Source organism: Paenibacillus sp. JT22N7 (genome assembly GCF_059383875.1).
Window position 1 is genome coordinate 88,662 of record NZ_JBXENY010000013.1, and the last position, 16,163, is coordinate 104,824.

The window sequence follows — 16,163 nt, forward strand, 5'->3', positions numbered from 1 at the left end:
ATGTTACTTTAAGTATAGTAGTGAGCAGAGGAGGACTGGATAATGGATTGGGTATTACATATGAACGCGGCCATTGGCTATATTGAAGATCATTTGGCTGATGAAATTGATTATGCGGAAGCAGCCCATATAGCGGGATGTTCACTCTATCATTTTCAGCGGATGTTCCCCTACATTATGGAGGTGTCGTTATCGGAATACATTCGCAGGCGACGGCTCAGTCTGGCAGCGTTTGAGCTGCAAAACAGCACGGTAAAGGTTATCGATGTGGCGCTCAAATATGGTTACGATTCCCCCGAAGCGTTCGCCCGTGCTTTCCAGCAGCTGCATGGTACTACACCGACTGCTGCGAGAAGTGCCGGTACAAAGCTGAAGGCCTATCCGCGACTATCCTTTCAAATTTCAGTAAAAGGAGCGGCAGCAATGAATTATCGAATCGAGGAGCTTGGCGCATTTTCTGTCGTTGGTCTTTCGGAGCAGGTGCGCAATAGCGAGGTGTTTGAGACGGTACCGCGTTTATGGGCTGAGGCAGCACAGGCTGGACTGTTTGAAAAGCTATGGGAAATCCGCGCAGCCGAACCCGGTATCCGTGGCATACTTGGCGTATGTGCGGACGGAGGGCACGGGCAAAATGAGTTTTTGAACTACATTTTAGCAATTGAAACAGAGCAAGAGGCTCCTGAAGCTATGGTCCGCCGAGAGTTTTCGCCATCATCATGGGTGGTATTTGAAGTGGAGGGCGGACCAGATCAGCTGGCCGGTATTTGGAAGCGGCTGTATACGGAATGGCTGCCTACCTCAGCCTATCGGCTCGCCGAATTGCCGGCTATCGAATGTTATTTGCCGCCAGAAGAAAACCGTAATGAGCTATGGGTGGCGGTTGAGGCGAGAGCTTAAGAGACCGACAGCCGAGCTGCTGCACGATTTAGTTGGCGAATAGCGCGCATTTCGGCAATCTAGTAAGTGTGAAATAAAGCAAAAGAAGAAGCCGTCTTCGCCTCGCAGCGCAGGTGGCTTCTTCTTTTTTACTTGGAGTCCTATCTATCCTACTGCCTGCTACTTGCTGTTCACTAAATGATCCGCATGAGTAATGCGGTTTCTTCCGCCCGTCTTTGAAGCATAGAGGGCAGTATCCGCTTTATGGATCAGCGTCTGGTCGGTGTCGCCTGGTGTAACGGTTGCTGCGCCAATGCTAACTGTAATACTGTACTCTCCCCAATCCATAGAAGCGGTTGTCGTGCAGTATCGTTCTGCGGCAACGATCGCTTTTTCCTGATTGGCGCCGGAAAGAATGATGACGAATTCCTCGCCCCCATAGCGGGCGGCAATGTCCTTCTCCCGTGACATCGTTTGCAGCAAACGGGCCAGGTTGGTCAGCACAAGATCGCCGACGGGATGTCCGTAGGTGTCATTAATCTTTTTGAAATGGTCGATATCAATAATGAGCAGCGAGAAGGGCTGCTGTGTTTCTTGGAACAAGGCAAGCTGTGCCAGCAGGCTGTCCTGGAAAAAACGCCGATTTTTAAGCCCGGTCAGCGCATCCGTGGAGGCCATCGTTTCAAGGCGATGGTTGATCCCTAGCAGCTCCTGCTGTTTAAGCTCGTACTCCTCATGCAGGAGCTCGAGCTTCTTATTGGCTTCATGAGTGGCCTGATACAACTCTTCAAGCTTCGTCTTGGTTTGTAAAATATCCTTCTCGTGCTCGATTCGCTTGCGCATCACTAACACAACGCAGTCAATGAAGGTAACCCCGTCACGCTCCTGGCGAACCCCGTTCAGCAATACAGGCACATCTTCATGGCTGCTCGTCCGAAAAGAAAAGTACATTTCATCGACGCGCCCATACAATTGAATGTACGGATAAAAATACGTTTGAAAAAACATTTTGTTCGTCACCGACATGGTGGAATGAATATGCTGGCCAAGCAGCTCATCGCGCTCATAGTGCAGCATGTCCAGTAAAGTCTGATTAACCGATTGAATCAAGCCTGCGTCCGATATGGAGAAATATCCGCAGGGAGCTTTATCTAATTGAATATCCATATAAGGGCTGCCTTTCTTTAAAATATAGGAAAGGATATGATGTTCCCATCCTTCCTCTATATTTCTCGGATTGAAACGCGCCGCGCCGCCAGAGGACGGCGAAAGCCGTTTCACCTTGCCTACTAAACACTGGCTAAATATTCTTTAATCATCTGGCTCGTCTCTTCAGGCTGACTTAAATGCGGATAATGCCCGGTCGCTGTCATCTGCCGAAGGACGCTGTTTTTGAGATGGGCATGCAAGTAATGGCCTACTTCAACCGGAGCGATACTATCGTCGGTGCATTGAAGAATCAGTGTAGGCACAGATGCATGCTGAAGGCTGACACGGCAATCGGAGAAAAAAGTAACTTCTGCGAACTGCCTCGCGATATGCGGGTCTCTGGAGCAGAAGCTTTTTTCCAATTCCTCGCTTAATTCCTTGCGCTCGCTATTTTGCATGACAATGGGAGCCAAGTAGCTGGCCCAGCCAATGAAATTCATTTCCATCATGGAAAGCAATTCTTCTATATCGCGTTTGTCAAAACCTCCGTAATAATCCGGAAGATCGTTCACATAGCGCGGAGAAGGACCGAGCATAACGATACGCTCGAAATATTTAGCATCATGAATGGAAGCGAGCATGCCAATCATGCTGCTAACCGAATGGCCGACGAAAATAGCATCTCGCAAATCCAGCGTTTCCATCACATCCAGCACATCCTGGGCGTAGCCCTCTAGGTCATTATATTTTTGTGAATCGTAATTGTGAATTTGCGATTTTCCAGAGCCTACATAATCAAACAATACAATTCGATAGTTGTCTACAAAGCTAGGAACCATATAACGCCACATATCCTGATCGCATCCAAAGCCATGAGCAAAAACAATCGTTTTGCTGCCTGTACCCATTACCTTTACATTATTCCGTTCCAAAACGTCGATAGTCATATGAAGCTCCTCTCTGAAGCGCCTTGATGAAGGGATAGCGATGATTGTTGGCTTCTTGTTCATTATATCGGAAAATGGAGGAAGATTGATGATGGTTAGCAAGATTCAATGCTGGAACTAGAGAAATAAAGCATGAAGCAGACGTCATAGTTTGCTGGGGCTCAGAGCTATTTTCCAAAAAATGCGATTATTTCTTAGCTGTATGGGGTAAAAGGGCATAAAGCATAAAATATCCGGTACCGTGAAGAGATTCAAGTTTTTGCCAAGTTTGACCGATAAGTATAAGAGTGAGTTAAGCAGGGAGGAATAGCACGACCATGTCACAAACGATCAAGACTCTGCGCCAGCGGTGGGGTGGAGGCCATATAGAAGAATATCGCAAGTCCACCGCATCGTTCGTCCCCAGGCAGCAATTCGAAAGCATTTCCCTTCAAAATAAACCGTTGATTACGGCTTTCCACGATAGTCTCTCTACCATTAAGGATCATCTTACAGGCAATTATTTATTTCTGCTGACTGATGCGAAGGGCGTTCTGCTTGCCATGGATTACAGCGATAATTTGAAACAGACGGTTGCCAAATCGAAGCTTCACCTTGGCATGTATTTCACCGAAAAAAGCTGCGGCGTCAATGCGATTTCGGCAGCGATGGCCTCGAATGGACCGGTATATTTACTGCCGGAGCAGCATGGAAGCCCTCTTTTTCAAAGCTGGCACTGCTTCTCTACCCCTCTTGAGGTGAATGGGGAAACGGTCGGTTATTTGGATGTGTCCACGATTAATGCGGATATGAAAAGCGAGCTGATTGCGATAGCCAAGCTGATTCCGACCGATATGCTGTTCCGTTACGACAAGCAGCAGGCTGCGGAGGATTTGGACCAAGGGCTGGGCACGGTGAAATTAACGGAACGCCAGCTTAAGGTGCTGCAGCTGATCTCACAGGGAATGAAGGTCAAGGCGATTGCATTGAAGCTCAAAATTAAGGAGAGTACGGTCAATCATCATAAGCGAATGATTTTTGAGAAGCTTGGTGTGCAATCGAGTACAGAAGCGGTATCTATCGCCAGTAAATGCGCTTATTTGTAAAAAACAACCTATAGTTTTTTGTAGGTGGAAAATAATAGGGTCTATGCTACACTTTCGAAGTACACAAATAGAGAATATTTATCGGAGGGTATTATGTCTAAAATGTCTAAAAAGAAGCTAGGTTCCTTATCGCTGCTGCTCGTGCTTGTAGCTGTATTGGTTGCAGCATGCGGAGGCAGCACGAAAGATGTTGATTTAGGGACGACAGCAAAAGGAACGTATAGCAATGAATATTTCGGCGTATCGCTGAACTTCCCGGAAGAGTGGGAATATCAAGATGCTGAAACGATGAACCAACTGACTAGTGAGGTTGGAGAAGCGATTGTCGGCAACGATGATAAAAAGAAAAAACAGCTCGACTACGCTCAAACGAAGACGCTTAATTTGTTGATGGCTTCGCAATACCCAATCGGGGGAGAGCAGACGGGAGCATCCGTTATGGCGATTGCGGAAAAGCTGAGCATGCTGCAAGGCATCAAAACAGGCAAAGATTATTTGGAAGCATCCAAAAAATTCATGGTCGAGAGCCAATTGCCTTACGAATACAAAGATATCGTTTCGACGAAAGTTGGCGGCAAAGATTTTGATATGATGGAAGTTACAATCAATGCAGGCGAAGTGACGGTTACGCAGCATTACTACAGTGCGATTCTGGAGGGCTATGCGTTCAACCTGATTACGACTTACTTGGATGATGAAACGAAAAAAACGACGGACGATGTAATAAGCTCCGTTACGTTTAAATAAGCAAGCGCACTATTTGCGGTTGAAAATAGAGCATTAACAGCCCGGCAGCTGTCCTGAATGGACGCTGCCGGGCTGTTATTTTTTATATGGTTGCAGATATGTCGAGGCAAGGCTGTGTTTATCAGTACTTTACTCTACACTACACTAGTCTTCACTACACTAAGCTAAATGCTTAACGCTGCGAATGAGGCTTACCAGAAAAATCTGCCCGCCAATACGTTTTCTTGCAGAAGCTTTAAGGTGTCGGCTGGTAGCTCTTTTTCCATGCGGGAAAGCACATCCGCTTTCTTGTAATATTCATTCGACATATGAATCGTCTGATGCTCATTTGAAGCATCCAGACGCAAAATGCGATCAGCGCCATTCTTCGCCGTCCACGGTGTCCATGCTGGCAGGAAGCTGGCATTTGGATTGCTGGTGTAGAGGAAGTTTTTCCAGTAACCGTGAATGGCTGCTGTCAGTTCATTGCGACCAGGCTCATTTTGCTCGGAGAAATAGCCGTCAGGGAAATACGCAGCAATGCCAGCTTTGCGTCCGAGAATGAAATCCATGTCAGCGCCGTGCGTTGCGCCAATCAACTGCTGCAGGCTGCTCGAAATGACGCCGTCCTGTGTGCCCCATGCAAAACGGTACGCATAAACGGCTGGCTGTCCAGAGCGTGCCGTCAGTACCTCGGCTGCGCGCTCTGCATTGAAGCCGGAATACAGCTCGCTGCCATATTTGATAGCTGCTGCATATTGTGGCCCCTTCACCGGGTCCTTCAGCAGGCTGCCGTCAGCGAAGCCAGCAGCGAATGAGGGATCGCTCAAGGCGAAGGCGGAAAACTCCGTCGCTGTGCTGCCCAAAATCATCGGAAGCTGCGCATATTTGCCGCTCTTCAATACGTTAAAGCCCTCCGCTGGCAGCACCGTGCCATCGCTGAATAAATGCGGGAACGGCGCCATGCGGATGGCCGTTCCACCAAACTGCTGCACGAGGTCGGCAGCAGGCTGCTTGCGCAAATATGCCGCGAGCTGCTCGGCTGTTTGGCCAGCCACCCACTTGGCAGCCGCCGCTTCATCGGCGGCTGTGCCATCCGCAGCGGCCAGCTTCGCCAGCACGCTGTTCACCTTGGCGTCGCCGTCCGCCGTAGGCGCGGTCGTCATGCCGCCGCTGAGCACAATGGCTTTCTGAAACAGCCCTTGGCTCAGTGGAGAGATGACGGCCGCCATGACATTGCGGCCGCCGGCCGATTGGCCGGAAAGCGTCACATTGGCCGCGTCTCCGCCGAATCCGCCAATGTTGCCCTGCACCCATTTGAGCGCCTGGAAAATATCCAGCAGCCCATAGTTGCCTGAATCCTGAACCGCATCGCCTGTTGCTAGGGAAGGGTGATGGAAGAAGCCGAGCGCACCGAGGCGATAGTTGATCGATACGACGATGCTGTTCGTCGCTTCGGCAAGCAGGTCGCCTTTGAAATCTTTGCCGGAGCCGGTCATATTGCCGCCGCCGTGCGCGAAGACAAGAACGGGCAGGCTTGTGCTGCTGTCAGCCGGCCGCCAAATGTTCAAATACAGGCAGTCCTCGCTGCCTGCTGCCTTGCCAGCTGCGAGCTGGGTGCAATTCGCAGCGAAAGCGGTCGTCGCCAGCGTGCTTGTCCAAGCTGCTGGCGCTTGTGGTGCTTGCCAGCGAAGCTCGCCGACTGGCGCCTTCGCATAAGGTACGCCGAGCCAGCTAAGCGTGCTGCTCGCTTCATCCTTGGCGCCTTTAATCGCGCCATAGGCGGTCTGTTGCGTCACATCGGCAGTGAAAGGCGCTTGTGCCGCTTGTCTAATTATAATCGCGGCCAGCGTTTCGCCGCTGATTTTATGCTTTGCTTTCAGCGCTTGCGCCGTGGCGGTTGCAAGCTGGGCATTGGTCAGCTTGCCGCCTGTTTTCAATGCGGCTAGCCCTTGCTTGGCTGCAAAATCCAGCACCTCGGCTTCTTTATAATCTATGCCAGCTTCATAGCCGAGCGCCTTCAGCAGCACCCGGGCATATTCCTGCGCGGTGACAGCCTGCTGTGGCGCGAAGCGGCCATCCTTATCTGCAAGCCAACCGAGATGCGGATGAGCTTTCAAATAGTTAACCAGCGGCTGAAGCACTTTGCCTGCTTTCGCCGCATCAGGGAAGGAATCGCTTCCCGAATAGCTAAGCGCTTCTTTCTCTAAGCCTTTCAAACGAAGAAACAGCGTCGCAGCTTGTGCGCGAGTCGCTTGCTTGCTCCAATATTTTTCGCTGAGCGCTTTGCCATTGCCCTTAATCATTCCTTGATCGATGAGCGACTGAATTTCGGCAGATACTGCCGCAGCAGCAGGCACCGTCATGCTCGCGTAGCTGTAAATGGGCATGCTTCCGAATAAAACAGCAAGCAGTAAAGCAACAACGCTTATTTGTCTGACCTTCCCCATTGTACAATCATCCTCTCTGTTGTCATCCTTTATGATGCCTTTTCATTATAAGAAGTTGCTTTCAATGCCACTACGACGATAACGACATCTAACATGTTCAAATCCGACTTATTGTAATCGCTTTCATTTAAATGATCATTTTGTATAAACGGGTTTGTCGAAATGCCGCCAAATATCGAACACATGCGTGCTCAGCGAGCTAAGCGAAAGCTGGCGGACGCTGCTGCATACCGTAGCCGATTATTTTGGACGAGTGGGGCAAGCAGGGCAGGTCATATACAGACGGAGGCAGAGGCTTTGCTGCTGCGGTTTTGTATGGAGATTTGGGATTATGCCCGTCGCCGGCGGTACAGATAGGTCCTGTTCCTTCCAAAGCGGTTGGTTCGCGCATGATCAAGATGACGCTTGAGGAGCTTGCGCTGCTATCAGCTGACCATCTGTTTATCACGTTCGACAAGTGGCACAGCCAAGCGGAAGGAGAGGAGCGCCGGCTGCTGGAGCAGCCCGAGTGGCGCAGCCTTCCCGCTGTACAGAATAGCTGTGTGTACGAGGTTGATTTTCTTCTTGGATGAACAATGGCGTCATTTCCAATAGTAAAAAAATCAATGATATATTGCGCGCGCTTGCTTGATTAGGGTCGTCCTAACGAATGAACACCGCGCCGTGGCGTGCTTCACTAGGAAGCTGCATGAGCTCTCCGACTGCTTCCCATCGAACAAGATCGCTTGAGCGGTAAGCGCTATAAACAAGCTTTTGAAAACCATCTACGAGCATGATTCATTCACGTCCGTTCGGACCCTCTACAGCATACAGTGTCGGGCCTTCGGTTAGCGGCTCGGTCAGCAGCATAGCTTGCATAACGGCTGCTGAACGTAGAAAATTGGTTATTTATGCAGAAAATCAGCGTATTTAGGAGAGTAATGAGGAGTTTGGTGAGTTTTTGTGACGAAAAGATCCGAAAAATGGATTGACAATATTTTATAAAATAGGGTAAAGTATAAAATAATTATGAAGCGAAGCACGCTTAAATCCTCCTGGGTTTTTTGCGTGCTTTTTTGCGCTTTATGGGGGGATGGGCTGTGCCATTTTACCTATGAAGGAGTCCCCGCATGAAGAAAAATCAATTTATGTTAACGGTTGTTGTAGCGCTTGCCTTTAATCCAGTATTGCATGCCCAGGCAGCAGAGGCGAAGCAGCAGCTAAACGATATGGACGGCCATTGGGCCCGTATTCCCGTGGAGCAGGCGGTACAATCCGGTTATGTGAGCGGTTATGCGGATGGTACCTTTCGACCGAATAAGCAGGTAACTCGAGCGGAGCTGCTTGCCGCAGTCGTAAAAGCACAGCAGCTTAAGGTCGCCAATATGGACACGCCTTTTCTGGATGACACCGGATGGTTCCGCCCTTATTTGGCTGCCGGATTGAAGCTCAGTCTATTGAAGATGACGGAATATGATTCTGCCAAGTTCAAGCCGAATCACGCGATCACGCGCGGAGAAGCGGCGAGGCTTTTCGTTCGGGCAGCAGGCGAGGACAAGGCGGGGAGCACGAAAGGCTATGTCTATATGTCCAAGCAGCTTGGCCTAATGAAGGGTGATACTGCCGGGAGGATCGGGATGGGCCGCAAGATGACGCGTGCGGAAGCGATTGTGGTCATTTATCGGTTGCTGAATTGGCAGTCTGCGCAGCTTCGGGCTGCTGGGGGCATTACGGAGCAGTCCGCTTATACATCTACGGGGGAGCTGAAGCAGCTGGTTTTGTCACTCGAAAGCTTTTCGGGCGATGTGATGGTTAGTGGTCAAACGGTGCTGCTTAATCCTGAAGGCAGCGGAAAACCTGCAGATTATAAATTAGTGTTGGAGTATGACAGCAGGAAAAAAGCAACGATGATATGGCTATATGAGAAGCCCTCATTACATAAGGAGTTGTTAATGGAACTCTTGGCCCGTTATGTAGGCGAGTCTGCGGATACGGCTTACCGGGATGCGGTCAAGCTGGACGCTGGAAAAGCGTTAGAGGCTAGACTGCTGAAAACCTATAAGGGGAAGAAAATCATAATGGACAAAAGTAGGGCCAGCAAGTCTTTGGCTATTATTATTTATGCAAACTAATCTAATCGGAAGAAGGTTAAATAAGATGGGGAAAATGGGATTGCAATGGTGGAAAGGCTCTATTGTATGGCTAGTGTTGGTGGCGGTAGTGTTTACGGTTACGTTGTCGTTAACGTCCGTAGATTCTAAAGTTGCTGAGGCAGCCGCGCCTGTGTTTAAGGATATTTCAGGACACTGGGCGAAGGAATCGATTGAAGCTGCGGTGAAGGCGGGAATTTTGAACGGGTATCCGGATCAAACGTTTAAGCCGCAAAATCCGATTACGCGTGCGGAGCTGCTCAAGGTTATTGCGCTGACGACGAAGGTGGAGGCAGCAGCAGCTCCTGCTGGCAAGCCGTGGTATGCAGGCTATCAGAAGGCGCTGACTGATGCGAAAATCTATGCCGCAGGCGATTTTACGGGCGATCTGAGCAAGGCGGTAACACGCGTGGAAATGGCTAAGCTTGCCGTTCGTGGAGCAAATGCTGAGTACCGCGGTGCGAAGCTTACGGCGGATGAGTTGATGTTCCGCGCCGTGAATGCGGGCTTGCTGTCGCGCACAGGTGCCAAGGCGGAAACGATAGATCCAGATGGGACGACTACTCGGGCACAAGCGGCGGTTATCGTCACGCGCCTGCTGAAGCTTGCTGGTGGCGGGAAGCTATCGGTGGATCAGGGAGCATCTAGTGCGGCTGAGATTAAGTGGCATGATCATAATGTGATAACTATGCTAGAGCAAGATGATCTTGTTAAACTTCCTTTTAAAAAAGAAATGCGTCCGGGTTTCAATGTATCGATTGAACAGTTGGTTATTATGGACCCACTCGATAAAAACGGCTATTACTCAGAGTACTTAGAGGGAGCTATTTATCATATTAATGGCAACATTATTGACCCCGAAAAAAATAATGGACTAGTTTTTGGTTTTAAAGTTAAAGGGGAAAATCTTGTTATTGACAAAAATCGGAGTGAAAGTGCTAGTACAAGTTTTTATGTTCATACTAGTGGTGATATTGGCGCTACAAAAATAAATGACAAGTTCTATTATTTCGACAAGAAAACTATTGATCGTGGCGGAATTTTCGTCAATAAAATGGAACTCTACTTTGGTACTAAAAATAATAAAGAATACAATTGGAAGCTACCGTTTATTCCAAAATCATTGATTCAGGAACAAATGAAAAAGTATGGAGGTTTTCCAATTCAATTAAGAACATATAGTGGGCAGAAAGATTATTATTTGACAGGAGTTAAGGGAATATGATGAAAATAAAATTTCTAATATCCCTTCTATTAATTTTCTCTATTACACTTGGAAATGTTCCTATTCAGTTTCCACAAGTATCTGCTGCCACTGTAACACTGACTAAAAGCTATAAAGTAAAATTGGGAACAGATGGCCTTTTTGATTTAGCCTCTAGTAGAAGTAATATAACTACTGTAAATGCACCAGTTCCAGATGGATATAAGATAAAATCCTTTGAACTCTGGACAATGGTGGCAAATCGTAGAGGTCAATTAAAGTTGACTAATTCGGGAAGCAATCAAAGTAATTTTCGTTATTCTAATAATGAAATAACGGTAAAAAAGTTTTCTGGCACTAAAGTAACTGCCACTTCTAATGGTTATAGCCCAGATATGTACTTTGCTATAAACAGGAGAGCGAACGGAAAAGAATGGGTATTTAAAGGTGCCGATAGTATAACTTATAATGTGACACCTGCTGTGGGCGATCCATGTTGGCAGGGAAATATTTCTATTTGCCCAGGCATTCTTCCGGCAAAAGATGCGACTGGAAAAACGATATCTAATCAAATGAAGGACTCACAAGGATGGGCCATAGTGACAAATCCAAGATTTAGTGGACCAAACTATTACTCCTTTAATAACGAACCTGTTAGTGTCAATAAGTTAATTTCTTCAACAATAGAAATTACTAGAGCGAAAGAAATCACAAAAAATGATATGGAACTAATTTATCATAAAGTTCGTGAGGCCAAAAAAGGCGATGATGGATATGGGTACATTTCTATTGCAGTTCCAATGGATAAGGCTAATACGAATTGGTCATACAACGATTGCAACGGATGTACTGGCAATGCAATCGGAATGAAATACCTTATTTCAGCATCAACTGATTGGACAGGACAAACCTACTATTACGAAGGTGAAGTCCGAGTCACATACGAAAAACTACCTCCAATAGACCAGCCCTACCTCGACTGCTCCTGCAAAGCTGATCCATCAATAATAGCCTTTGCAGACAAAGACGTTACTGTAAACTCAACAATTACTGCAACGATAAAACAGCGAGGCTCGCTTAAAATAAAAAACTGGAAAGTATTTGGCCGCCTTGAAGACGGGACCCAATATCAGACGCAGAACATAGCTCAGGCATTGGACACGATCAGCTATAAATTTGCATTCACAATACCGAAAACCCAGTTGAATGGCCGAGACAGCTTCACCGAGACATTCGTCATGCGCGCCATAGTCACGTTCACGGACGGAACGACAGCGGAGCAGGCCATTGAATGCACGACGACCGTTACAAAGCCGGGAGCATCTACGCCAATCGCTACAGCTTCCAATGGAGGATCCGAGCCAACGCCTGCGCCAAGAACAATCCTCGAAGTGAATGCAAACTGGAGTCCAACCTCCATTTTCACCGGTGATCGGGCTACATTATCGGCGACAGCCCGAGGATATACCGATTATTCGTGGGAATTAACTGAAAATTTAGACAAATTTAATTTTGATCAAAAAGCTTTCTCTCATCCCACGGTGACCTTTAATGAACCGGGCGTTTATAAAGCTACGCTGAATGTATCTAACGACTATGAAAGCCAATCAGATACGGCGTTGCTTTATGTCAATGACCCGAAACCAGTCGCCATCATTTCTGGTGTAACGCGCTGGATTCAGGGGAGGTCCTTCCCGCAGCCTTATCATCTGAATAACTCGTTTTCACCACTGTCGGAGCGGGGAGTGACCATTGATTTCAGCAAGTCGGAAATTCGTTATAAGAAAAATGATAGTGGTCCTTATACGGTCGGTGTATGGCCTGCTAAAGCACCTGATCAGCTAGGAGTCTACACTCTTGAAGGCAAGGTTCATGATTCTCAAGGGAGAGAAAGCGAATGGACGGCTTATCCATTGGAGGTTGTTCCTGATCAGCCGCCTGCAGTGGCGCTGTTAGCTGCCGAGCAAGGCGTGCGCTATAACGAAAACACGATTTATATGGATGCAAGCAGCCCGGATGGCGACAAGCTGGAGCGCCTTTTGCTTGAAGAGCGTTACGATGCTGACAATGATGGCGATTTTAATGAGGAACCATGGCGCACGTTGTATAACGGGGCTTACAAGGAGGTGCATAGTGTAAAATATGCGACAGTTGGCAAGCGGCAGTACCGGGCAACGGTTACGGAGGATTATGGCTTGTCAGCACAGTCTGCTATTGTGGCAACGGACATTATTAATCGCGCGCCAAGTGTAGATTTTACTGCAGTCGGCCTGACGCAGCAGCCGGATCAGGGGGAGAGCAGCGGTCCGCCAATTACCTCATATTCTCCGGAATCGATTTTGCGATCATGGGTTAATAAGACGCCATATGAAGGCGGGGCGACAAATAAGGCAAGCTGGAAATCAAATGGAGCTAATCTAACGACCCGCAATGCGCTATGGGCAGATTTTAATGGAAGCTATAACTTGGCGAGAAAGGTGAAACCGCTGCCGGCATGGGAAGGCAGTATCGGTCAAATTTATGCTGGCTACAAAACGACAGTAATGACCGAGGCTGGGTATTATTATGCTTATAGCTACAAACCGCCAGAGTCTAAAAACTGGGTGTTTTCAATTCGTGATGTATGGACAGGCCAGATTGAACATACGTATGTGCATCCTGGGAACACATTCAAAGGGGCATTTTATCAATATCATCCAACCCAAATGAAGCAGGCCTATTTTCTAGAAGAAGGGACAGTGAATGTTTCTGGGGATGCGCTGCGCATATATGACATCGAGACCGGGCAGCTATTGGAGGAATACCCTAACATCGCACCCCCAGCGACTGGAGGTGCAGCGGGCAGCAGCTATTGGGACGATCCGAGCAATAAGGTCATCGGTACAGCTTTTTCGCCAGATCGGCAGTTTCTATATGTCGCGTATCGGGAAAGCAACGGAGGACGGACATTCGATATTCGGCAAAAGCTTTATGTAGCTAAATATTCTGTCGCGCAAAAAACGCTGTATTGGACAAAGCTTGTGCATGCGGGAATAGATGCATGGAACGTTTACCAGATCGGCAGTGTAGATGTCGATGCAAATGGCAATTTGTTAGTGGCTGCAAACATGCGTAGAGGTACGGAAGATAATTGGACGGCATTATTTTATGTCGTAAACCCTAATGGTCAGCTTATAGCCAATCATGTTACGGGCAATGGCATGCTTTCTGCTATTACGATGTCTGCTGACCGAATGAAAAGCTATGCGACCTCCATGCGTTTTGAGTTTGGAAATTACGGATACTCCCAGGTGAGTGGCGTTCTGTCTTACGGTACAGCAACGAATAGCTTTACGAGGCCGGAGAAAAACAGCGGTACGATTGATGTTTTGAAATTCCCTTACGAGCTCGCAAAAACAGCGGTTAATAAGTCCGGAGTTATGGCGACGCCGTATGGTTTTTTGATAATGCCGGACGGTTCCATCACGAGTAACGATGATAGAAATCCATACCGAATGCTGGATCATTTTATAGTTGCGAATAATAAAAGCCCGTCGCCAAGCGATCCGATCATGACGCAAATTTTATGGCCTAAAACAGGCCTGATCGGTCCTTTTTCACAGCCTTCGGATGAATTTTGGGCAATGGCATCTGGTGTGAAGCTATTTAATAAAATTACTTATCAGACATCGGGTGGCCAGCAAGTTTGGGCAAGCTCAGCATTTCAAAAATTACAGCATTGGGCAGGTGTATTGGGCATTAATCAAACACCGTCTTTAGGTGCGGAAACTTATGAGAACAAAGCCTATTTTGTGACGGATACGATGAAATATTCAGATGGAAATGGCTATGATGGAGTTGCTTTTAACGCTTCATCCAACGTCCTTCCGAATGGTTCGGTTTTAGGCATCGGAACAGATGTTATCTATACGGGACCATACTCAGGCTCACTCACGAGCAAAAAAGTAGTTATTCCTTTCACAGGTGAATCAACAGGAGATTTGCCGCGTCTGCTGAACGATGCTACGGTCGAGATCGATAGCGAGGCATGGGGCGGACTGCTTTACGATCCGAATAGCATAATGCGAAATCAGGTGCTTGAATTTGAGCTATCCATCAATCATTTATCTAATGATAAACCAGTAGGGGCAGCCATTCAAATTCAAGATGAAAAAAATATGTATGCAGTGGAGTGGACGAGCAACTCCCTTACGCTTTACAAAGTGTCGGGCGGCAACAAGACCGTTCTGGCTCAGGCAGCCATGCCGCGGAGTGCGGGTATCCCTTATGCTTTCAGGCTAGAATCGCTTGCAGGTGTACACCGAGTTTCTATTAATGGGGTTAACAAGCTGGAAGCGGCGGACGCCACCTACAAAAAAGGCTCAGCAGGCTTAATGTCGCTTGGTCAGCAGCAAGCCTCGTTTAGCCAAGTGAAGCGCACCAATTATGGCGATTCTATTCCAGAGGAAACCTATGAAGCCGTGCTTATAGGCGAACAGATTTTATACAATAAGCTGTTTAATGATCCTGAGACGGATGCGAAATTGGCGGAAAAATGGAGCTACGCGCATAACCCAAAATATTTTGCCAATACGCTTGGCCTTAGCCAGTATGATGGGAGAGCATTTGGAACTGCGCTAAATTCGCTCGAAAAGCCCGGATTGTATGCCATTACTTATATGGCACAGGATAATCCCGGACTGGCTGATTACCGTTTGTTCTCGGAGCCGGTTACAAAATCGCTTTATGTGCACCGCAGACCGATTGCGCAGCCGGATATTTGGTTTACGGGCACCGTTTACGCTGGAGGGGAAGCGCTGGATTATTTGACGCACGATACGTCTTATGACCCGGATGTTCCCGGTTATTTGGCGGATCGTTTGTTTCGGACACGCTGGGCGGACGAAAGCGCCTGGACAACAGGGAAAAGATTGCTTTATAGCCGTCCCGGCATCGAGCTGATCGTTCAGGAGCAGGTGAAGGACATGCACGGAGCATGGAGCTTCTGGGCGGAGACGAGAGTTTATAAGGAGGCACTGCCTGCAGTCAATCAGTCCAAGCCAGAAATGGTCATTACCTATCCGGCAGGTTCTTCTTCCGCTCCAACAGTTGTCCTGGGCGATCCTAATCTGAAATGGTTATATCGGGATAAAGAAAATGATCCGCAGGAACAGTTTTATTTGAAACTAACTTATGTGGATAATGGCCAAACGGCGCTGGAGGTAGAATACCCGGGCAGTGATGTCAGCTTCCAGCTTGAAGCAGGCACGATAGATATTGGACGCAAGGTGAAGGTGCAGGGGCGTGTATTCAGTCGTGGAGCATGGTCGGATGATAGCAACGTCGTATATTTTATCATTGATTCGCCGCCCACAACGTACTTGCTTAGCTATAACGGGGCAACAACATCGGAGCCGATCTATACGAATAACAATCGTCCGAGCTTGCGAGTATTTACCGTTGATCCTGAAAATGATCCTATTACAGCAATCGATTATGAGGTATTTTTCCATGCTGTGGATCGTAGGGTGCTGGACACTAATATGGCGAGTGCTGCAGCCAGTCATATTCCAACATTCAATTTGTAGGAAGGCCTGCATTATTGGAAAGCGAGAGCC

The 16,163-nt window shown here is 47.9% G+C and carries 10 protein-coding genes; 7 read left to right on the forward strand and 3 right to left on the reverse strand.

The genetic code is table 11. The annotated features are described in order from the left end of the window. Positions 1-42: 42 nt before the first annotated feature. The gene (locus AC50Y5_RS28455; protein ID WP_056031155.1) at positions 43-897 is read left to right on the forward strand and encodes an AraC family transcriptional regulator; all 855 of its coding nucleotides are present in this window, start codon (positions 43-45) and stop codon (positions 895-897) included. Between the two features lie 159 nt (positions 898-1,056). Here the strand turns inward: AC50Y5_RS28455 and AC50Y5_RS28460 are convergent, their stop codons facing one another. Together AC50Y5_RS28460 and AC50Y5_RS28465 are read right to left on the reverse strand one after the other, a co-directional pair. Next, positions 1,057-2,043, reverse strand: a complete 987-nt coding sequence (locus AC50Y5_RS28460) for a sensor domain-containing diguanylate cyclase (protein ID WP_494864727.1) — start codon at positions 2,041-2,043, stop codon at positions 1,057-1,059. Between the two features lie 122 nt (positions 2,044-2,165). Then, positions 2,166-2,972, reverse strand: coding sequence for an alpha/beta fold hydrolase (locus tag AC50Y5_RS28465; protein ID WP_494864729.1), 807 nt, complete (start codon positions 2,970-2,972; stop codon positions 2,166-2,168). 317 nt (positions 2,973-3,289) lie between these two features. Between AC50Y5_RS28465 and AC50Y5_RS28470 the strand changes: the two genes are divergently transcribed. Continuing rightward, positions 3,290-4,057, forward strand: a complete 768-nt coding sequence (locus tag AC50Y5_RS28470) for a helix-turn-helix domain-containing protein (RefSeq protein WP_494864731.1) — start codon at positions 3,290-3,292, stop codon at positions 4,055-4,057. Positions 4,058-4,150: 93 nt separating this feature from the next. After that, positions 4,151-4,804, forward strand: a complete 654-nt coding sequence (locus AC50Y5_RS28475) for a hypothetical protein (protein ID WP_494864733.1) — start codon at positions 4,151-4,153, stop codon at positions 4,802-4,804. Positions 4,805-4,995: 191 nt separating this feature from the next. On the opposite strand, the gene AC50Y5_RS28480 is transcribed toward AC50Y5_RS28475, so the two are convergent. Next, positions 4,996-7,233: a carboxylesterase/lipase family protein gene (locus tag AC50Y5_RS28480; RefSeq protein WP_494864735.1), complete on the reverse strand. Its 2,238-nt coding sequence runs from the start codon at positions 7,231-7,233 to the stop codon at positions 4,996-4,998. 245 nt (positions 7,234-7,478) lie between these two features. Here AC50Y5_RS28480 and AC50Y5_RS28485 point away from each other — a divergent pair, with 245 nt between their 5' ends. The 4 genes from AC50Y5_RS28485 (at position 7,479) to AC50Y5_RS28500 (ending at position 16,133) form a co-directional block, all read left to right on the forward strand. Next, on the forward strand, positions 7,479-7,805 hold the full coding sequence (locus AC50Y5_RS28485; protein ID WP_494864737.1) for a TroA family protein: 327 nt from the start codon (positions 7,479-7,481) through the stop codon (positions 7,803-7,805). 537 nt (positions 7,806-8,342) lie between these two features. Beyond that, on the forward strand, positions 8,343-9,344 hold the full coding sequence (locus tag AC50Y5_RS28490) for an S-layer homology domain-containing protein (protein WP_056031137.1): 1,002 nt from the start codon (positions 8,343-8,345) through the stop codon (positions 9,342-9,344). 25 nt (positions 9,345-9,369) lie between these two features. Next, entirely contained in the window at positions 9,370-10,587 is a 1,218-nt protein-coding gene (locus tag AC50Y5_RS28495) for an S-layer homology domain-containing protein (protein WP_494864739.1), read from the forward strand. Positions 10,588-11,165: 578 nt separating this feature from the next. Then, positions 11,166-16,133, forward strand: coding sequence for a PKD domain-containing protein (locus AC50Y5_RS28500; RefSeq protein ID WP_494864741.1), 4,968 nt, complete (start codon positions 11,166-11,168; stop codon positions 16,131-16,133). Positions 16,134-16,163 lie beyond the last annotated feature (30 nt).